The organism is Burkholderia sp. MSMB617WGS, assembly GCF_001532025.2.
In the GTDB taxonomy this organism is placed as follows: Bacteria; Pseudomonadota; Gammaproteobacteria; order Burkholderiales; family Burkholderiaceae; genus Burkholderia; species Burkholderia savannae.
On record NZ_CP013457.1, the window covers coordinates 1,960,036 to 1,978,868 of the forward strand.

The following is an 18,833-nucleotide window of genomic DNA, read 5'->3' on the forward strand; positions in this document are numbered from 1 at the left end:
CCGGATTGCGTTCGCTTTTCGGAAGCCGAAACCCGCGAGCGGACGTCGGTCGCGCGAGCCGGCTGCCGTGAATGGTCGCGGGGGCCGCGCGACGCCGCGGGCGTAAAAAAAGCCCGCATCGCTGCGGGCTTTTTCGTTGCCGGCGCGTCGCGCTCAACGCTGCTGCTTGAGTTTTGCGAACGCGGCGGCCATCGCGCCCGCCGGTTCCGGCTCGCGCGTGCGCTGCGGGCGGGCGCCGCCGCCACTGCGCATTCCGCCGCGCTCCGCGCCGCCGCGGCTGCCGGCGGCGCTAGGCGCCGCGTCGTCGTCGAGGCGCATCGTGAGCGAAATCCGCTGCCGCTTCACGTCGACATCGAGCACCTTCACCTTGACGACCTGGCCCGCCTTCACGACTTCGTGAGGGTCCTTGACGAATTTCGTCGACATCGCGGACACGTGGACGAGGCCGTCCTGATGCACGCCGACGTCGACGAACGCGCCGAACGCCGCGACGTTCGTCACGACGCCTTCGAGCACCATGCCCGGCGCGAGATCCGACACCTTCTCGACGCCTTCGCGGAACGTCGCGGTCTTGAATTCGGGGCGCGGATCGCGGCCCGGCTTCTCGAGTTCGGACAGAATGTCGCGCACGGTCGGCAGCCCGAAACGGTCGTCGACGAATTCGGCGGGCGACAGGCCCGCGAGCGCTTCGCGGCTGCCGAGCACGTCGTCGATGCGCTTGCTGATCTTCGCGAGCATCCGCTCGACGACGGGGTACGCTTCCGGGTGCACCGACGAGCGGTCGAGCGGATTCTCGCCGCCGTTGATCCGCAGGAAGCCGGCGGCCTGCTCGAATGTCTTGTCGCCGAGGCGCGGCACGCGGCGCAGGTGCTCGCGCGACGGGAACGGGCCGTTCGCGTCGCGGTAGTCGACGATGTTGCGCGCAAGCGTCGCATTGAGGCCCGACACGCGCGCAAGCAGCGCGGCCGACGCGGTGTTCGCATCGACGCCGACCGCGTTCACGCAGTCCTCGACGACCGCGTCGAGCGAACGCGCGAGCTCGCGCTGGTTCACGTCGTGCTGGTATTGGCCGACGCCGATCGCCTTCGGCTCGATCTTCACGAGCTCGGCGAGCGGGTCCTGCAGCCGGCGCGCGATCGACACGGCGCCGCGCAGCGACACGTCGAGCTCGGGGAATTCCTTCGCGGCCAGCTCCGATGCCGAGTAGACGGACGCGCCCGCCTCGGACACGACGATCTTCTGCAGCTTGAGCTCCGGATGCCGTGCGATCAGCTCGCTCGCGAGCTTGTCGGTCTCGCGCGACGCGGTGCCGTTGCCGATGCTGACGAGCTCGGCCTGCGTGTGCGCGGCGATGCGCGCGAGCTTCGCGATCGAGCCGTCCCAGTCGCGGCGCGGCTCGTGCGGGTAGATCGTGTCGGTCGCGAGCAGCTTGCCCGTGCGATCGACGACCGCGACCTTCACGCCCGTGCGCAGACCCGGGTCGAGACCGATCACGGCCTTCGGGCCCGCGGGCGCGGCGAGCAGCAGATCCTTCAGGTTGCGTGCGAACACGCGGATCGCTTCATGCTCGGCGTTCTCGCGCAGTTGCGTGAGCAGCTCGGTCTCGATGTGCGGCTGCACCTTCACGCGCCAGCACCAGCGGCACACGTCGGACAGCCACTTGTCGGCCGGCCGGTTCTGGTTCGCGATGCCGAAATGGCGCGCGATCATCGCCTCGCCGGGGTGCGGCACCTGCGCGTCGAGCTCGTCGCCGAGGCCGAGCTTGACGGTCAGCACGCCGGCGTTGCGGCCGCGGAACAGCGCGAGCGCACGGTGCGACGGCACGGTCTTGATGGTTTCCGAGTAGTCGTAGTAGTCGCGGAATTTCTCGCCTTCCTCGCCTTCCTTGCCGTCGACGACGGCCGACGACACGACGCCGCGCTCGAACAGGTAGTCGCGCAGCTTGCCGAGCAGTTCCGCCGTCTCGCCGAATTGCTCGGACAGGATGTCGCGCGCGCCGTCGAGCGCCGCCTTCACGTCGGCGACGCCGTTGTCCGCGTTCACGTACGCGGCGGCTTCCGTTTGCGGATCGAGCAGAGGATTCGCGAGGAGCGCCTGCGCGAGCGGCTCGAGCCCGGCTTCGCGGGCGATCTGCGCGCGCGTGCGGCGCTTCGGCTTGTACGGCAGGTACAGATCCTCGAGCGTTTGCTTGCTGTCGGCCGCCTCGATCGCCGCGCGCAGCTCGTCGGTCAGCTTGCCTTGCTCGTCGATGCTCGCGACGATCGTCGCGCGCCGCTCTTCGAGCTCGCGCAGATACAGGAGGCGCTCTTCGAGCTGGCGCAGTTGCGTGTCGTCCAGGTTGCCCGTGACCTCCTTCCGGTAGCGGGCGATGAACGGAACGGTGGAGCCTTCGTCGAGGAGTTGCACCGCTGCGGCGACCTGCCTGGGCTGAACCGCCAGTTCGTCGGCGATGCGCTGTACGATCTTGAGTGCTACGGTTTCCGTCATGTCGTGATGTGCGTCTACTGCCTGCTGAAATCGCCCGGTCCGGCCGACTGCGCCCTCGGGCCGGCCCTGGCGGGTGAATGGAGCGGGGCATTTTGCCATAAATGCGAAAGGGTCTAGCCGCGGGTGTTAGAATTTGGCCCATGATCCGCAGCTTTCCTACGACGTTGCCTACTTCCCGATTTTCCATTGTCGCGTTCGCCGTGGCGCTTGCGGCGACGCTGTCCTGCGCGCCCGTCGCCGGCGTCGCGCAGACGTCCGCTGCGGCGCCGGCCGCCGCTGCGTCCGATGCGGATACGTTCGCCGCGCAAGCGAATTTCGACGCGCGTCAAAAAGTGCTCAATCAACGCACGACGGAAAACGATTATCGTTATGCGGTGGCCCAGCACGATTGCTACAGCGCGTTTTTCGTCAATCGCTGCTTGAACAAGGCGCGCGAGACGGTGCGCGCGGAGCGCGCGAGCATCAGCCAGGAGCAGCTCGCGCTCGACGACGAACAGCGTGCGGTGCGCGCGCAGGAGCGCGACCGGCAACTGGCGCTGAAGGATGCGCAGCGGCAGGCGCAAGCGCCGCGGCGCGCGGCCGACGAAGCGGCGAATGCGGCGGCTTATGAAGGCAAGCAGCAGCAAAACGCGCTGAAGCGCGCGGAGCGCGACGCGCAGGCGCCGCAGCGCGCGGCGAACCAGAAGGCCTACGACGCGAAGCAGGCCGAGTTTCAGCGCAAGCTCGACGCGGCGCACGCGCAGGCGGCGAAGGATGCGCAGCAGCGTGCGGGGAACGCCGAGCGCTACGAACAGAAGCAGCGTGACGCGGCGCAGCACAAGGCGGACGTCGAGGAGCGCCAGCGACAAGCCGCCGAGAAGGCGAAGCAGAAGCAACAACAGCAGCAGTAACGGTTAGCAGCAGGGGAAGTGACGCGGTAGCGTTGGGTGGTGGTTTCGCAAGGCAATCTCGGGCATGCGGGCGGCTCGGCCGGCATGCCGATTCAGTGAGGAGGCGAGTATGCAAACCCGTTCGGCGGAAACTCAACAGGAACTGTACAACCGACTGACGTCGTTGCAGGAGCTGCACAGGCAGCTTGCCCGCGAGATCGAGCAGAAGGAGGGCCGGTCCGACATCGACGACCTGGCGCTGCACCGGCTGAAGAAGGAAAAGCTGCTCGCCAAAGACAAGATCATCATGCTGCAGTCGCAGCTCGAACCGGATAAGCGCGCTTGACGCGCGGCCTGGCAAGCGCCGGCGCCGCGGCAAGCGCCGGATACTAGGAACCGCTTGCCTTGAATTCACCGCTTGATGTCAATCCCGACGCGCGGCGCGACGAATCGTCCGCCGCGCGCGCCCGCACGTCCGGCGCCGTGGCGGCGACGGGCGCGTATACGCCGAGCGTGAAGCGTATCGACGAGCTCGACGCGATCTTCGGCGACGGCGGCCTCTTCGCGCGCGCGCTCGACAGCTATCGTCCGCGCGCGTCGCAGATCGACATGGCGCGCGCCGTCGCGGCCGCGATGGAGGCGTCGGGTAAGCTGATGCCGGAGCCCGAGATCTTCGAGACGCGCAAGCGTCCCGCGCGACGCCTGCAGGAGGGCGCTTCCGCCGGCCGCGACGACGCGCCCGCCGCATTGCCCGACGGCGAAGGTGCCGACAACGGCGACAACACGCTGATCGTCGAGGCGGGCACGGGCACCGGCAAGACCTATGCATACCTCGTCCCGGCGATGCTCTGGGGCGGCAAGGTCATCGTGTCGACGGGCACGAAGCACTTGCAGGATCAGCTGTTCCTGCGCGACATCCCGACGGTGCGCGATGCGCTCGCGGTGCCCGTGACGGTCGCGATGCTCAAGGGGCGCGCAAACTATCTGTGCCATTACTACCTGCAGCGCACGGCCGACAACGGCCGCCTGCCGTCGCGGCAGGACACCGCCTACCTGCAGGACATCATCCGCTTCGCGAAGATCACGAAGAGCGGCGACAAGGCCGAGCTCGCGAGCGTGCCGGAGACGTCGCCCGTGTGGTCGATGGTCACGTCGACGCGCGACAACTGCCTCGGCCAGGAATGCCCGCATTACAAGGATTGCTTCGTGATGCAGGCGCGCCGCGAGGCGCAGCAGGCGGACGTCGTCGTCGTCAATCACCACCTGTTCTTCGCGGACATCATGCTGCGCGACACCGGGATGGCCGAGTTGCTGCCGAGCGCGAACACGATCATCTTCGACGAGGCGCATCAACTGCCCGAGACCGCGACGCTCTTTTTCGGCGAGACGCTGTCGACGACGCAGCTGCTCGAGCTCGCGCGCGACTCGGTGGTCGAAGGTCTTGCGCATGCGCGTGACGCGGTGGAATGGGTGAAGCTCGGCGGCGCGCTCGAGCGTGCGGCGCGCGACTTGCGGCTTGCGTTCGCCGACGACGGCATCGTGCGGATGTCGCTCGCGCAGCTGGGCGACGGCCATCCGCTCTTTGGCGCGCTCGACGCGCTCGACGCGGCGCTCGGCGCGCTGTCGACCGCGCTCGCGGGACAAGCGGAGCGCGCCGAGTCGATCGCCGCATGCGAGCGCCGCGCGCGCGAGCTGCAGGATCTGCTCGCGGGCTGGGTCGCGCCCGGCGCGAAGGAGGACGCAGCCGATGCGCAAGCCGGAGCTCAGGCGGGCGAGCACGGCGATCCGAACGAGAAGGTGCGCTGGGTCGAGGTATTCGCGCACACGGTCCAGTTGCACGAAACGCCGCTGTCCGTCGCGCCGATCTTCGCGAAACAGCGCGCGGGCGTGCCGCGCGCGTGGATCTTCACGTCGGCGACGCTGTCGGTGCGTGGCGATTTCACGCATTACGCGGCGCAGATGGGCCTCAACGCGCGCCGCTCGATGACGCTGCCGAGCCCGTTCGACTATCAAACGCAAGGGCTCCTGTACGTGCCGCGGAACTTGCCGCAGCCGTCGTCGCCCGCGTTCACCGACGCGGTGTTCGACGCCGCGCTGCCGGCGATCGAGGCGTCGGGCGGCGGTGTGTTCGTGCTGTGCACGACGCTGCGCGCGGTCGACCGGATCGCGACGAAGCTGCGCGATACGATCGACGCGCGCGGCTGGGGCACGCCGCTCCTCGTGCAGGGCGACGCAAGCCGCACCGAGCTGCTCGACCGGTTCCGCGCGTACGGCAATGCGATTCTCGTCGGCAGCCAGAGCTTCTGGGAAGGCGTCGACGTGCGCGGCGACGCGCTGTCGCTCGTCGTGATCGACAAGCTGCCGTTCGCGCCGCCCGACGATCCGGTGCTCGCCGCGCGGCTCGACGCGCTGACGAAAAAGGGATTGAGCCCGTTCGCCGCCCACCAACTGCCGCAGGCCGTCATCACGCTGAAGCAGGGCGCGGGCCGCTTGATTCGTGCGGAGACGGATCGCGGCGTGCTGATGATCTGCGACACGCGCCTCGTCGACAAGCCGTACGGCCGGCGCATCTGGCAGAGCCTGCCGCCCTTCAAGCGCACGCGCGAGATCGACGTCGTCCGCGAGTTCTTCGCCGAGCGGTGCGAGCCCGAGCAGGCTTGAGCGCGCCGCACGCGCGCCGTTTGCGGCGGCGGCACGGGATGTGCGGGGCGATCGGCGAGCAGTGCGGCCGCGCCGCGCTGCTCGCGGCGTGTGCTAAACGCGCGAGAACGCCTCAAAAAAAGAAAACCCGGCTCGACAGGCCGGGTTTTCTTTTGGCAGCGTCCGTCAACTGCGGTCAACTGCGTAATGCGCGACGCTCAGCTCAGAACTGCCACCACGATTTCTTCGCGCCCGGCCGAGCATGACCGGTCACGTACGGGCTGTCCGGGAACGTCGACGCGAGCACGCGCTTCGTGTCGTCGGCGAGCTGCGTCTGGTTCAGCTTCGCGTACGACAGCATCATGATGTGCAGCGCATCCTCGATCGCGGGCGCGTTCTTGTATTCCCTGATCGCGAGTTGCGCGCGGTTGATCGCCGCGACGTAAGCGCCGCGCCGGTAGTAGTAATCGGCCGCGTGCACTTCGTGCGATGCGAGCGCGTTGACGATGTAGCGCATCCGCGCGGCCGCGTCCGGCGCATACTTGCTCTTCGGATAGCGGTCGACGACGAGCTTGAATGCGTCATACGATTCGCGCAGCGCCTGCGGATCGCGCTCGCTCATGTCCTGGCCGGAGAAGCGGCCGAAGAGACCGAGGTCGTCGTTGAAGTGGATCATCCCCTTCAGATAGTACGCGTACGCGATATCCGGGTGATCCGGGTGCAGCTGGATGAAGCGGTCGATTGCCTGGTCGGCCGCGGCTGCTTCGTTGTCCTTCCAGTTGCAGTACGCGACGTTGATCTGCGCCTGCTGCGCGAAATGGCCGAACGGATCGCGGCCCTGCAGCGCTTCGAAGTATTTCGCGCACTTGCCCCAGTCGCCGCCCGTCAATGCATCCTGAGCCTCTGAGTATAATTTGTTGTTCGACCAGGTCGCCGTCTCGTCGGTCTTCTGCGGCAAGCCGTGGCAGCCCGCGACGAGCGCCGCCGCAGCGGCCAGCGCGGCCCAGGCGGCCGCAGGTTTCGCGACGCGTTTGGTCGAATGCATCATGGTGAATAGGGCTCGCATTGTCCTAGCTTCAAGTCTCAAGTGACCCAGTCTAAATGACCCGTTCAAGTTCGTTGAATGCCCGTGCGGGCAAGTCAAACCGCGACGATTATAGCCCAAGCGTCAGCCCCACCGATGCTTCTGCCGGCGATTCGCTCGACGATGATCTGACGAGCGACGCGCTCGTCGCGCCCGCGAGCGCCGATTCCGGCGCCGATGCGCCGCGCGTGATCGAGGTGCCGCCCGCGCTCGCGGGCGAGCGCCTCGACAAGGCGCTCGCGCAGCTCTTCCCCGAGTTTTCGCGCAGCCGCCTGCAGCAGTGGATCGAATCGGAGCGCGTGCGCGTCGACGGCGCGCACGCGAAGATCCGGCAGCCCGTGCCGCTCGGCGCGACGATCGAGCTCTTGCCCGACCTGCTGCCCGAGCAACTCGCGTTCGCGCCGGAGCCGGTGCCGCTTTCGATCGTCTACGAGGACGACACGCTCGTCGTCGTAGACAAGCCGGCCGGCCTCGTCGTGCATCCGGCCGCCGGCAACTGGAGCGGCACGCTGCTCAACGGCCTGCTGCACCGCTATGCCGATGCGGCGGGCCTGCCGCGCGCGGGCATCGTGCACCGGCTCGACAAGGAAACGTCGGGCCTGATGGTCGTCGCGCGCACGCTCGCCGCGCAGACCGACCTGATCCGCCAATTGCAGGCGCGCACGGTGAAGCGCCGCTATTTCGCGCTCGCGTGGGGGCAGATGCCCGACGAGGGCACGATCGACGCGCCGATCGGCCGCGACCCGCGCGAACGCACGCGGATGGCGGTCGTCACGGGGGCGGCGGGCAAGCCGGCGCGCACGCATTTCCGTACGGTCGACACGACGATGTGGGAGCGCCAGCCGGTGTCGGCGATCCATTGCGATCTCGAGACCGGGCGCACGCACCAGATTCGCGTGCATTGCGCGCACGTCGGGCATCCGCTCCTCGGCGATCCCGTGTACGGCCGCGCGCGCGGCAAGCGCTCGGTCGCGCCGCTGCCGGGCGGCTTCGCGCGGCAGGCGCTGCACGCTTGGCGGCTCGGCCTCGTGCATCCCGCGAGCGGCCGGACGATGCAATGGCGCGCGCCGCTGCCGGCCGATCTCGCGGCGCTCGTCGACGCGCTCGGCTTCGGCGCGGACGACGCGGAATTCGGCGACGACGACGCGGTCTATGACGAAGGTTACGATGACGGCATCCCGCATGCCGGCGACGATGAGGATTGATTCCCGATGACGATGTTGCGACCCCTGACGCTCGCCGATTGCGTGCAACCCGACTGGCACGCGCCCCCGCGCGTGCGAGCGCTCGTCTCGACGCGCAACGGCGGCGTGAGCGAGCCGCCTTATGGTGGTTGGGGCGGCGGCGGCGAGGTCGCGGGCGGGATGAATCTCGGCCGGCACACGGGCGACGATCCCGCGCATGTCGAGATGAACCGCGCGCGGCTGCTCGCGCTGACCGGCCGGTCGCGCGCCGCGTGGCTCGAGCAGGTCCACGGCACGGACGTCGTGCGCGCCGAGGACGTGCTCGCCGCGAGCGCGGGCGGCGCGGGCGAGGGCGAAGCCGAGCGCGTCGTGCGCGCGGACGCGAGCGTTGCGACGGCGCCGGGCGCCGTTTGCGTCGTGATGGTCGCCGATTGCTTGCCGGTGCTGCTGTGCGACGACGCGGGCCGGGCGGTCGGCGCCGCGCATGCGGGCTGGCGCGGACTCGTCGGGGGGATCGTCGAGAAGACGGCCGAGCGCGTTGCGGCACTGGCGGGCGGCGGCCTCGACGGCCTGCACGCGTATCTCGGCCCGGCGATCGGCCCGAGCGCTTTCGAAGTCGGCGCCGACGTGCGCTCGGCCTTTCTCGACGCGGCGCCGCTCGCCGATTACGCGGCGACCGAGCGCGCATTCGCGCCGCGCGCGGACGCGCCCGGCAAATATCTGGCGGATCTCTACGCGCTCGCGCGTCTGCGCCTCGCGCGCGCGGGCGTCACGCGCGTGAGCGGCGGCACCGCGTGCACGGCGACCGAGCGTGAGCGCTTCTATTCGTATCGACGCGATCGCGTGACGGGACGAATGGCCGCGATGATCTGGCTCGCCGATTGACGGCCGCCGGTTGCGCGCGGCCCTTTGTTGACGATCGGGAACGAGCGGGAGCGATATTTTCGCCGTGCCGCCGGGCGCCGATTGCTGCGCTGCTTCGTGCGATTGCTGTCATCGAAATCGCTTAGACTCTCGCCGGCCGATTCGGCCTGGCATCCGCGCCGCGCCGCGCATCGCATCGCGCGTTTCGCAACAATTATTCCGGTCGGTGAAGCATGTGTTGTCGGAGGTGACGGATCACATGGGGAAAACGATAATGATAAAACTACTGCACTGCGGCAGAATCTGGAGGAACGCTCCGGAACGCGACGCCCGGCCGGACGGGGCGCAGTGGGTGGTCGACTTCATGCGGCTCGAGCAGGATTTCCAGGGTCCCCGCAGGCAATACCGAGGAAACACCGAGGAACCACCGTTAAGGCAGGTATGACAGCATCGAAAAAATCGTCGACGTCCTCTCATACGGATACTTCCCAGGGTCGCGAGACAGCCGGATCGGCGACCCAGCCCATGCAACAGATGTTCGAGTCCTGGATCGGCGCGTGGCGCAGCTTCGCGGACCCGGCCCGCGCGGCCGCCGGCGGCGCGCCCGCACAGCCGCCGTTCGCGGCGTTCCAGCCGTTCCCGTTCGCGATGCCGGCCATGCCGCAGATGCCGCCGATGCCGGACTGGTCGGGCGCGTCCGCATCTTTCGCGGGGCTCGCGCCCGTCGCGTCGGTGCCGCCCGCGCGGCTGCAGACGCTTCAGGCCGACTATTCGCGCGATAGTCTCGCGCTGATCCAGCAGGCGACGGCCGCGACGCCGACCGTTCCCGATCTCAAGGACCGGCGTTTCAGCTCGGACGCGTGGAAGGCGTCGCCCGCGCATGCGTTCGCAGCCGCATGGTATCTGCTGAACGCGCGCTATCTGCAAGAGCTCGCCGACGCGCTCGAGACCGATCCGAAGACGCGCGAGCGAATCCGCTTCGCGGTCCAGCAATGGACGGCCGCCGCGGCGCCGAGCAACTTCCTCGCGCTCAATCCTGAAGCGCAGAAGAATCTCGTCGAGACGCAAGGCGAGAGCCTGCGGCTCGGGATGAAGAACCTGCTCGCCGACATGCAGCGAGGCAAGATCTCGCAGACGGACGAAACTCAGTTCGTCGTCGGCAAGAATCTCGCGGTGACGGAAGGCGCGGTCGTCTACGAGAACGATCTGATCCAGCTGATCCAGTACAAGCCGACGACGGCGACCGTCTTCGAGCGGCCGCTTCTCATCGTGCCGCCTTGCATCAACAAGTTCTACATCCTCGATCTGCAGCCTGAGAATTCGCTCGTCGCGCATGCGCTGTCGTGCGGCCATCAGGTTTTCCTGGTGTCGTGGCGCAACGCGGACGCATCGGTCGCGCGCAAGAACTGGGACGACTACATGGACGAGGGGCTCCTCGCCGCGATCGACGCCGTCCAGCAGGTGAGCGGGCGCGAGCAGATCAACACGCTCGGCTTCTGCGTCGGCGGCACGATGCTGGCGACGGCGCTCGCGGTGCTCGCCTCGCGCGGCGAGCATCCGGCCGCGTCGATGACGCTCCTCACCGCGATGCTCGACTTCTCCGACACGGGCATCCTCGACGTGTTCGTCGACGAAGCGCACGTGCAAATGCGCGAGCAAACGATCGGCGGCAAGAACGGCACGCCGCCGGGGCTCATGCGCGGCGTCGAGTTCGCGAACACGTTCTCGTTCCTGCGGCCGAACGATCTCGTCTGGAACTACGTCGTCGACAACTACCTGAAGGGACGCACGCCGGCGCCGTTCGATCTGCTCTACTGGAACAGCGATTCGACGAGCCTGCCGGGCCCGATGTACGCGTGGTACCTGCGAAACACCTATCTCGAGAACAAGCTGCGCGAGCCGGATGCGCTCGTCGTGTGCGGCGAGCCCGTCGATCTGTCGAGGATCGACGTGCCGACGTTCATCTACGGCTCGCGCGAGGATCACATCGTGCCGTGGCAGACCGCGTACGAATCGACGTCGCTGCTCACGGGCCCGCTCAAGTTCGTGCTCGGCGCGTCGGGCCACATCGCGGGCGTGATCAACCCGCCCGCGAAAAAGAAGCGCAGCTACTGGAGCTACGACGCAAGCGCGAAGGCGCTGCCGGAATCGGCGAACGACTGGCTCGACGCGGCGACCGAACATCCGGGCAGCTGGTGGCCCGTGTGGATCGAGTGGCTCGATCAGTACGGCGGCCGCAAGGTGAAGCCGCGCGCGCAGCTCGGCTCCGCGCACTTCCCTGTGATCGAGCCCGCGCCCGGCCGCTATGTGATGCAACGCGATTGACGAACGGCGGAAGGCGGAGCACGCTTTCCGTCGCTACCGACTTTTAACAGGGCGACACGCGGCGCGCCGTGCCGCGTTCGCTCGGAGGATAGTGAAATGACTGACGTAGTGATCGTATCGGCCGCGCGCACCGCGGTCGGCAAGTTCGGCGGCTCGCTCGCGAAGATCGCCGCGCCGGAGCTCGGCGCGACCGTGATCCGCGCGGTGCTCGAGCGCGCGGGCGTGAAGCCCGAGCAGGTCGGCGAAGTGATCCTGGGCCAGGTGCTGACGGCGGGCTCGGGCCAGAATCCGGCGCGCCAGGCGCTGATCGCGGCGGGCCTGCCGACCGCGGTGCCCGGCATGACGATCAACAAGGTGTGCGGCTCGGGCCTGAAGGCCGTGATGCTTGCCGCGAACGCGATCGTCGCGGGCGACGCGGAGATCGTCGTCGCGGGCGGCCAGGAGAACATGAGCGCCGCGCCGCACGTGCTGCCGGGCTCGCGCGACGGCTTCCGGATGGGCGACGCGAAGCTCGTCGACAGCATGATCGTCGATGGCCTGTGGGACGTCTACAACAAGTACCACATGGGCGTCACGGCGGAGAACGTCGCGAAGGAGCACGGCATCACGCGCGAGCAGCAGGACCAGTTCGCCGCGCTGTCGCAGAACAAGGCGGAAGCCGCGCAGAAGGCGGGCCGTTTCGACGACGAGATCGTGCCGATCGAGATTCCGCAGAGAAAGGGCGAGCCGCTTCGCTTCGCGACCGACGAATTCGTGCGCCACGGCGTGACGGCCGAGTCGCTCGCGACGCTCAAGCCCGCGTTCACGAAGGACGGCACGGTGACGGCCGCGAACGCGTCCGGCATCAACGACGGCGCGGCCGCGGTGCTCGTGATGTCGGCGAAGAAGGCGGAGTCGCTGGGCCTTGCGCCGCTCGCGCGGATCAAGGCGTACGCGAACGCGGGCGTCGATCCGAGCGTGATGGGCATGGGCCCCGTGCCGGCGTCGCGCCGCTGTCTCGAGCGCGCGGGCTGGTCGGTCGGCGACCTCGATCTGCTGGAGATCAACGAGGCGTTCGCCGCGCAGGCGCTCGCGGTCCATAAGCAGATGGGCTGGGACACGTCGAAGGTCAACGTGAACGGCGGCGCGATCGCGATCGGCCATCCGATCGGCGCGTCGGGCTGCCGGATTCTCGTCACGTTGCTGCACGAAATGCAAAAGCGCGATGCGAAACGCGGCCTCGCGTCGCTTTGCATCGGCGGCGGGATGGGCGTCGCGCTCGCGCTCGAGCGTCCGTAACGCGAATCAGAGGCAATCGGCCGGGCCGCGCCGACAGGTGCGGCTCGGAGAACAGGCGGATCGGCAGGCGGGCGACGGAGAAGTTGCCGCTCGGCGCTTCTCAAAACGATAATGGAGTAAAGGTTATGTCTCAGCGAATTGCTTACGTAACGGGCGGAATGGGCGGCATCGGCACGAGCATCTGCCAGCGTCTGCACAAGGACGGCTTCAAGGTGGCCGCGGGCTGCGGCCCGAATTCGCCGCGCCGCGTGAAGTGGCTCGAGGACCAGAAGGCGCTCGGCTTCGATTTCTATGCGTCCGAAGGCAACGTCGGCGACTGGGATTCGACGAAGCTGGCGTTCGACAAGGTGAAGGCCGAGATCGGCGAGGTCGACGTGCTCGTCAACAACGCGGGCATCACGCGCGACGTCGTGTTCCGCAAGATGACGCGCGAAGACTGGACGGCCGTGATCGACACGAACCTGACGAGCCTCTTCAACGTCACGAAGCAGGTGATCGACGGGATGGTCGAGCGCGGCTGGGGGCGCATCATCAACATCTCGTCGGTGAACGGCCAGAAAGGGCAGTTCGGCCAGACGAACTACTCGACCGCGAAGGCGGGCATTCACGGCTTCACGATGTCGCTCGCGCAGGAAGTCGCGACGAAGGGCGTGACGGTCAACACGGTGTCGCCGGGCTATATCGGCACGGACATGGTGAAGGCGATCCGCCCGGACGTGCTCGAGAAGATCGTCGCGACGATTCCGGTGCGCCGTCTCGGCTCGCCCGACGAGATCGGCTCGATCGTCGCGTGGCTCGCGTCGGAGGAGTCCGGTTTCGCGACGGGCGCCGATTTCTCGCTGAACGGCGGCTTGCATATGGGCTGAGCCATGGAGCCGGGCGGCATGTGCCGTCCGGGCCCATGGGTCGGATGTTCCGGGAACGCCCGGTTCCGCGCGCGGCCGCGCCCGCGTGCGGCGCCGGGCGCCGTCACTGCGCGCATCAGGCGCTCAAAGGCGTTACATGACTACTACAAAGAAAACTGGCGAACGGCTGATCAAGAAGTATCCGAACCGCCGTTTGTACGATACGGAGACGAGCACGTACATTACGTTGACCGACGTGAAGCAGCTCGTGCTCGGCCAGGAGGATTTCAAGGTCATCGATGCGAAGAGCAACGAAGACCTGACCCGCAGCATCCTGCTGCAGATCATCCTCGAAGAGGAAAGCGGCGGCGTGCCGATGTTCTCGTCGTCGATGCTGTCGCAGATCATCCGGTTCTACGGACATGCGATGCAGGGGATGATGGGCACGTACCTGGAGAAGAACATCCAGGCGTTCATCGACATCCAGAGCAAGCTCGCCGATCAGTCGAAGAGCCTGTACGAGAACAATGCGATGAATCCCGAGGTCTGGTCGCAGTTCATGAACATGCAGGCGCCGATGATGCAAGGAATGATGACGAGCTACATCGAGCAGTCGAAGAACATGTTCGTGCAAATGCAGGAGCAGATGCAGAACCAGGCGAAGACGATGTTCAGCTCGTTCCCGTTCAAGCCGGCGACGCCGCCGGGCAGCGAGCCCGAGAAGAAGTAAGCGCGGCGTTTGTCGCAGCGATCGAACGCGATTGCGGCGGGGGCGCACGGCTCGGTCGCGGCGATCGGCGCGTCGTCGGCCGCGGAGCGGCTTGGGGGGCGTCGGCGCAAGGTCGGCTGAGTGCGTCCAGGGCGTGCGTCGGGCGCGCGTGGCCGCCGAGCTTGCGGCTTGGCGCGCGTCACCGAACGGACATCGCGATCGCGTAAAAAAGAAATGGCGCCTGCGAGGCGTCGTTTCTTTTTGGGGACGTATGCATCGGCGTCACGGGCGGCGGCATTGGCGCCGGGTGCCGGGCCGTGTGCGTCGCTGCGCGAAGCCTGTTGGTTTCTCTTCGCAGGGACTCGTCCTGATTGCCGGTGAACGCTCGCGAGCCCGTGGCACCTGCTGGTTCTGTCCATCTTGTCCGAAGTGTGCGGCACCATTTTCCTGAAGCTGTCGGCGGGCCTCGCGCGTCTGCCGTTTACGATGGCGATGGGCGCATGCTACGCGGCGGCGATCTGGCTGATGGGGCTCGCCACCAAGCAGCTCGAGATCGGCATCGCGTATGCGGTCTGGGCCGGCGCGGGGACGGCGTTGGTCGGCATCGCGATTGTCGACGAGGGGGCGTCGCTCGCGAAATGGTCCGGCATGACTTTCATCGTGGCCGGCGTGGTGCTTCTGAATTTGAGTCAGAAAGTGCCGTCGCGACGCCGCCTCGAAGCGGCGCGCCGGGCGGCCGCGAGCGCGGAAACGGCCGATCGGAGCGCGAGATGCGGCGCGCCGGGCGCCGGGTGCGCGTCCGTGAAGGAACGTTGCCGCGCGGAGGGTAAAATGCGGGCAAACCCAAGGCGCGCCGCCGGCGCACGCCGTCCCCTCACGCATGGAAGCGATAGTTGGAAAATTCATTGAAATCAAGCGGTAAGCCGCATGCCGCGCCCAAGGTAGGTATGGTTTCGCTCGGCTGCCCGAAAGCCCTTGTCGACTCCGAGCAGATCATCACGCAACTGCGCGCGGAAGGCTACGAGATCTCCGGCACCTACGACGGCGCGGATCTCGTCGTCGTCAACACCTGCGGCTTCATCGACGAAGCGGTACAGGAAAGCCTCGACGCGATCGGCGAAGCGCTCGCCGAGAACGGCAAGGTGATCGTCACCGGCTGTCTCGGCGCGAAGAAGAGCGCGAGCGGCTCCGGTCTCATCGAGGAAGTGCATCCGAAGGTGCTCGCCGTCACGGGCCCGCATGCGGTCGGCGAGGTGATGCAGGTCGTGCACAGCCATTTGCCGAAGCCGCACGATCCGTTCGTCGATCTCGTGCCGCCCGCGGGCATCAAGCTCACGCCGCGCCACTACGCATATCTGAAGATCTCCGAAGGCTGCAATCATCGCTGCACGTTCTGCATCATCCCGTCGATGCGCGGCGATCTCGTGTCGCGGCCCGTCGCCGAAGTGATGCTCGAAGCCGAGAATCTCTTCAAGTCCGGCGTGAAGGAGCTGCTCGTGATCTCGCAGGACACGAGCGCGTACGGCGTCGACGTCAAGTACCGCACGGGCTTCTGGAACGGCCGGCCGATCAAGACGCGGATGACCGAGCTCGTCGGCGCGCTCGGCGAGCTCGCCGCGCAGTACGGCGCGTGGGTGCGTCTGCACTACGTCTATCCGTATCCGCACGTCGACGAGATCATTCCGATGATGGCGCAAGGCCCGTTCAAGGGCCATGTGCTGCCGTATCTCGACGTGCCGTTCCAGCACGCGCATCCGGACGTGCTGAAGCGGATGAAGCGCCCCGCGAACGCGGAGAAGGTGCTCGAGCGTGTGCAGAAGTGGCGCGAGATCTGCCCGGATCTGACGATTCGCAGCACGTTCATCGCGGGCTTTCCCGGCGAGACCGAAGCGCAATTCGAGACGCTCCTCGACTTCATTCGCGAGGCGGAGCTCGATCGCGTCGGCTGCTTCGCGTATTCTCCGGTCGAGGGCGCGAGCGCGAACGAGCTCGACGGCGCGCTGCCCGACGACGTGCGCGAGGAGCGCCGCGCGCGCTTCATGGAAGTCGCCGAGGCGGTGTCGGCCGCGCGCATCGAGCGCAAGGTCGGCAAGACGCTCAAGGTGCTGATCGACGAGGTCAACGACGAAGGCGGCATCGGGCGCACCGCGGCCGACGCGCCGGAGATCGACGGCGTCGTCTACGTGGAGCCGGCGACGAAGGCGTCCAAGCGCTACAAGGTCGGCGATTTCGTGTCGGTGAAGATCACGGGCGCGGACGGCCACGATCTGTGGGGCGAGGTCTGACGATGCCGGCGACGTTTCCCGACGTGCTCGCGCTCGGCGAGGCGATGGTCGAATTCAATCAGGCGCGGCCGGGCGAGCCGAACTACCTGCAGGGCTTCGGCGGCGATACGTCGAACTTCTGCATCGCCGCCGCGCGGCAGGGCGCGCGAGCGGGCTTCGTGTCCGCGGTCGGCGACGATCATTTCGGCCGGCTGCTGCTCGATCTGTGGCGCCGCGAGCACGTCGATACGTCGCATGTGCGGATCGACGGCGGCGCGCCGACGGGCGTCTATTTCGTGTCGCACGGCGAGCACGGCCACGCGTTCGACTATCTGCGAGCGGGCTCGGCCGCAAGCCGCTACGCGGTTCGCGATCTGCCGCTCGACGCGCTCGCGGCTGCGCGCGTCGTCCATCTGTCGGGCGTGAGTCTCGCGATCAGCGCGAGCGCGTGCGACGCGGCGTTCGCCGCGATCGAGCATGCGCGTGCGAACGGCGCGCGCGTGAGCTTCGACACAAACCTGCGCCTGAAGCTCTGGCCGCTGCCGCGCGCGCGCGCGGTGATGCGCGAGGCGCTGCGTCACACGGACGTCTGTCTGCCGAGCTGGGACGACGTGACGGCGCTCACGGGGCTCGACGAGCGCGACGCGATCATCGATGCGCTGCTCGGCTTCGGGCCGAGCGTCGTCGCGCTGAAGCTCGGCCGCGAAGGCGCGTATGTCGCGACGCCCGACGAGCGGCGCGTCGTGCCGGGCTTCGTCGTGGACGCGGCCGACGCGACGGGAGCCGGCGACTGCTTCGGCGGCGCGTTCGTCGCGCGGCTCGTCGCGGGCGACGATCCGTTCTCGGCCGCGCGCTACGCGAACGCGGCGGCCGCGCTGTCGACGCTGGGCTTCGGCGCGGTCGCGCCGATTCCGTCGCGCGATGCGGTCGAGCGGCTATTGGGTGCGTGAAGGGTGCATGAAGGGCGCGCGAAGGATGCGTGTATCCGGTGCGTGACGCGAAGATGCGTGATGCGAATGCACGATTCGAATACGTGACGCGTGCGGCGCGGGCCGCGCGCTCCATCGGTTTTCATCAAGAGAAGAAAGGGAGGCAACGATGCAACGCGAAGTAGTGGTGGTGAGCGGCGTACGCACCGCGATCGGCGATTTCGGCGGCAGCCTGAAGGATTTCTCGCCGACCGAGCTCGGCGCGCGGGTCGTGCGCGAAGTGCTGTCGCGCGCGCAAGTGTCGGGCGACGAGGTCGGGCACGTCGTGTTCGGCAATGTCGTGCACACGGAACCGAAGGACATGTATATCGCGCGCGTCGCGGCGATCAACGGCGGCGTCGCGCAGCACGCGCCCGCGCTGACCGTCAACCGGCTGTGCGGCTCGGGCCTGCAGGCGATCGTGTCGGCCGCGCAGAGCGTGCTGCTCGGTGACGCGGACATCGCGGTCGCGGGCGGCGCGGAGAACATGAGCCGCGCGCCGTACTCGGTGCCGGCCGCGCGCTTCGGCCAGCGCATGGGCGACGCGAAGCTCGTCGACATGATGATCGGCGCGCTCAACGATCCGTTCCAGTCGGTCCACATGGGCGTGACGGCCGAGAACGTCGCGGCGAAGTACGGGATCACGCGCGACGCGCAGGACGCGCTCGCGCTCGAGTCGCACCGGCGCGCGTCGCACGCGACGAAATCCGGCTACTTCAAGGATCAGATCCTGCCGATCGAGATTGCGTCGCGCAAGGGCACCGTCGTGTTCGACGCCGACGAGCACGTGCGCCACGATGCGTCGCTCGACGATTTCTCGAAGCTCAAGCCCGTGTTCGCGAAGGAAAACGGCACGGTGACGGCGGGCAATGCATCGGGCATCAACGATGCGGCCGCGGCCGTCGTGCTGATGGAGCGCGGCGCGGCCGAGCGGCGCGGCGCGAAGCCGCTCGCGCGCCTCGTCTCGTATGCGCATGCGGGCGTCGATCCGGCGTACATGGGCATCGGCCCCGTGCCTGCGACGCGAAAGGCGCTCGAGCGCGCGGGGATCACGGTCGCCGATCTCGACGTGATCGAGGCGAACGAGGCGTTCGCCGCGCAGGCGTGCGCGGTGTCGAACGAGCTCGGCCTCGATCCGGCGAAGGTCAACCCGAACGGCTCGGGCATCTCGCTCGGCCACCCGATCGGCGCGACGGGCGCGCTCATCACGGTGAAAGCGCTGTACGAGCTGCAACGCATCGGCGGGCGCTACGCGCTCGTGACGATGTGCATCGGCGGCGGCCAGGGCATCGCCGCGGTGTTCGAGCGTCTGTAAC

General features: G+C 67.9%; 15 protein-coding genes. 13 read left to right on the forward strand and 2 right to left on the reverse strand.

Going from position 1 to position 18,833, the window contains the following annotated elements; all coding sequences use genetic code 11:
* Positions 1 to 153 precede the first annotated feature (153 nt).
* A complete protein-coding gene (locus tag WT60_RS09900) occupies positions 154 to 2,487 on the reverse strand; it encodes a Tex family protein (protein WP_059580850.1) in 2,334 nt (777 codons plus the stop codon).
* A 140-nt stretch (positions 2,488 to 2,627) separates the two neighbouring features.
* Between WT60_RS09900 and WT60_RS09905 the strand changes: the two genes are divergently transcribed.
* From WT60_RS09905 to WT60_RS09915, 3 genes are all read left to right on the forward strand, one after another.
* The gene (locus WT60_RS09905; RefSeq protein ID WP_038749207.1) at positions 2,628 to 3,377 is read left to right on the forward strand and encodes a hypothetical protein; all 750 of its coding nucleotides are present in this window, start codon (positions 2,628 to 2,630) and stop codon (positions 3,375 to 3,377) included.
* A 109-nt stretch (positions 3,378 to 3,486) separates the two neighbouring features.
* Positions 3,487 to 3,702: a YdcH family protein gene (locus WT60_RS09910; protein ID WP_038749262.1), complete on the forward strand. Its 216-nt coding sequence runs from the start codon at positions 3,487 to 3,489 to the stop codon at positions 3,700 to 3,702.
* Positions 3,703 to 3,761: 59 nt separating this feature from the next.
* Complete coding sequence (locus tag WT60_RS09915) at positions 3,762 to 6,017, forward strand: ATP-dependent DNA helicase (protein WP_060355843.1); 2,256 nt, start codon at positions 3,762 to 3,764, stop codon at positions 6,015 to 6,017.
* 202 nt (positions 6,018 to 6,219) lie between these two features.
* Here WT60_RS09915 and WT60_RS09920 read toward each other — a convergent pair whose 3' ends face one another.
* Entirely contained in the window at positions 6,220 to 7,044 is an 825-nt protein-coding gene (locus WT60_RS09920; RefSeq protein WP_038749213.1) for an outer membrane protein assembly factor BamD, read from the reverse strand.
* A gap of 53 nt (positions 7,045 to 7,097) precedes the next feature.
* Here WT60_RS09920 and WT60_RS09925 point away from each other — a divergent pair, with 53 nt between their 5' ends.
* The 10 genes from WT60_RS09925 to bktB all read left to right on the forward strand — a co-directional run bounded on the left by WT60_RS09925 (position 7,098) and on the right by bktB (position 18,832).
* Entirely contained in the window at positions 7,098 to 8,285 is a 1,188-nt protein-coding gene (locus WT60_RS09925; RefSeq protein WP_038749215.1) for an RluA family pseudouridine synthase, read from the forward strand.
* Positions 8,286 to 8,291: 6 nt separating this feature from the next.
* Positions 8,292 to 9,149, forward strand: a complete 858-nt coding sequence (gene pgeF / locus WT60_RS09930; protein WP_038749218.1) for a peptidoglycan editing factor PgeF — start codon at positions 8,292 to 8,294, stop codon at positions 9,147 to 9,149.
* A gap of 420 nt (positions 9,150 to 9,569) precedes the next feature.
* Complete coding sequence (phaC, locus tag WT60_RS09940; RefSeq protein WP_082759362.1) at positions 9,570 to 11,453, forward strand: class I poly(R)-hydroxyalkanoic acid synthase; 1,884 nt, start codon at positions 9,570 to 9,572, stop codon at positions 11,451 to 11,453.
* A gap of 96 nt (positions 11,454 to 11,549) precedes the next feature.
* A complete protein-coding gene (locus WT60_RS09945) occupies positions 11,550 to 12,731 on the forward strand; it encodes an acetyl-CoA C-acetyltransferase (RefSeq protein WP_059580869.1) in 1,182 nt (393 codons plus the stop codon).
* A 125-nt stretch (positions 12,732 to 12,856) separates the two neighbouring features.
* A complete protein-coding gene (locus WT60_RS09950; RefSeq protein ID WP_038749229.1) occupies positions 12,857 to 13,597 on the forward strand; it encodes a 3-ketoacyl-ACP reductase in 741 nt (246 codons plus the stop codon).
* Between the two features lie 136 nt (positions 13,598 to 13,733).
* Positions 13,734 to 14,306: a polyhydroxyalkanoate synthesis repressor PhaR gene (gene phaR / locus WT60_RS09955; RefSeq protein ID WP_038749232.1), complete on the forward strand. Its 573-nt coding sequence runs from the start codon at positions 13,734 to 13,736 to the stop codon at positions 14,304 to 14,306.
* A gap of 408 nt (positions 14,307 to 14,714) precedes the next feature.
* Positions 14,715 to 15,194, forward strand: coding sequence for a multidrug efflux SMR transporter (locus tag WT60_RS09960; protein ID WP_236860878.1), 480 nt, complete (start codon positions 14,715 to 14,717; stop codon positions 15,192 to 15,194).
* Entirely contained in the window at positions 15,179 to 16,570 is a 1,392-nt protein-coding gene (rimO, locus tag WT60_RS09965) for a 30S ribosomal protein S12 methylthiotransferase RimO (protein ID WP_081989637.1), read from the forward strand. Before WT60_RS09960 ends, rimO begins: the two co-directional genes overlap by 16 nt.
* Before the next feature lie 2 nt (positions 16,571 to 16,572).
* A complete protein-coding gene (locus WT60_RS09970; protein ID WP_038749240.1) occupies positions 16,573 to 17,499 on the forward strand; it encodes a sugar kinase in 927 nt (308 codons plus the stop codon).
* A 148-nt stretch (positions 17,500 to 17,647) separates the two neighbouring features.
* Positions 17,648 to 18,832, forward strand: coding sequence for a beta-ketothiolase BktB (bktB, locus tag WT60_RS09975; protein WP_038749243.1), 1,185 nt, complete (start codon positions 17,648 to 17,650; stop codon positions 18,830 to 18,832).
* Position 18,833 lies beyond the last annotated feature (1 nt).

Excerpts from the sequence above, each read along its gene's own strand:
- WT60_RS09900 (WP_059580850.1), bottom strand. The coding sequence starts at position 2,487 with ATGACGGAAACCGTAGCACTCAAGATCGTACAGCGCATCGCCGACGAA.
- WT60_RS09905 (WP_038749207.1), top strand. The coding sequence starts at position 2,628 with ATGATCCGCAGCTTTCCTACGACGTTGCCTACTTCCCGATTTTCCATT.
- WT60_RS09910 (WP_038749262.1), top strand. The coding sequence starts at position 3,487 with ATGCAAACCCGTTCGGCGGAAACTCAACAGGAACTGTACAACCGACTG.
- WT60_RS09920 (WP_038749213.1), bottom strand. The coding sequence starts at position 7,044 with ATGATGCATTCGACCAAACGCGTCGCGAAACCTGCGGCCGCCTGGGCC.
- WT60_RS09925 (WP_038749215.1), top strand. The coding sequence starts at position 7,098 with ATGACCCGTTCAAGTTCGTTGAATGCCCGTGCGGGCAAGTCAAACCGC.
- pgeF (WP_038749218.1), top strand. The coding sequence starts at position 8,292 with ATGACGATGTTGCGACCCCTGACGCTCGCCGATTGCGTGCAACCCGAC.
- phaC (WP_082759362.1), top strand. The coding sequence starts at position 9,570 with ATGACAGCATCGAAAAAATCGTCGACGTCCTCTCATACGGATACTTCC.
- WT60_RS09945 (WP_059580869.1), top strand. The coding sequence starts at position 11,550 with ATGACTGACGTAGTGATCGTATCGGCCGCGCGCACCGCGGTCGGCAAG.
- WT60_RS09950 (WP_038749229.1), top strand. The coding sequence starts at position 12,857 with ATGTCTCAGCGAATTGCTTACGTAACGGGCGGAATGGGCGGCATCGGC.
- phaR (WP_038749232.1), top strand. The coding sequence starts at position 13,734 with ATGACTACTACAAAGAAAACTGGCGAACGGCTGATCAAGAAGTATCCG.
- WT60_RS09970 (WP_038749240.1), top strand. The coding sequence starts at position 16,573 with ATGCCGGCGACGTTTCCCGACGTGCTCGCGCTCGGCGAGGCGATGGTC.
- bktB (WP_038749243.1), top strand. The coding sequence starts at position 17,648 with ATGCAACGCGAAGTAGTGGTGGTGAGCGGCGTACGCACCGCGATCGGC.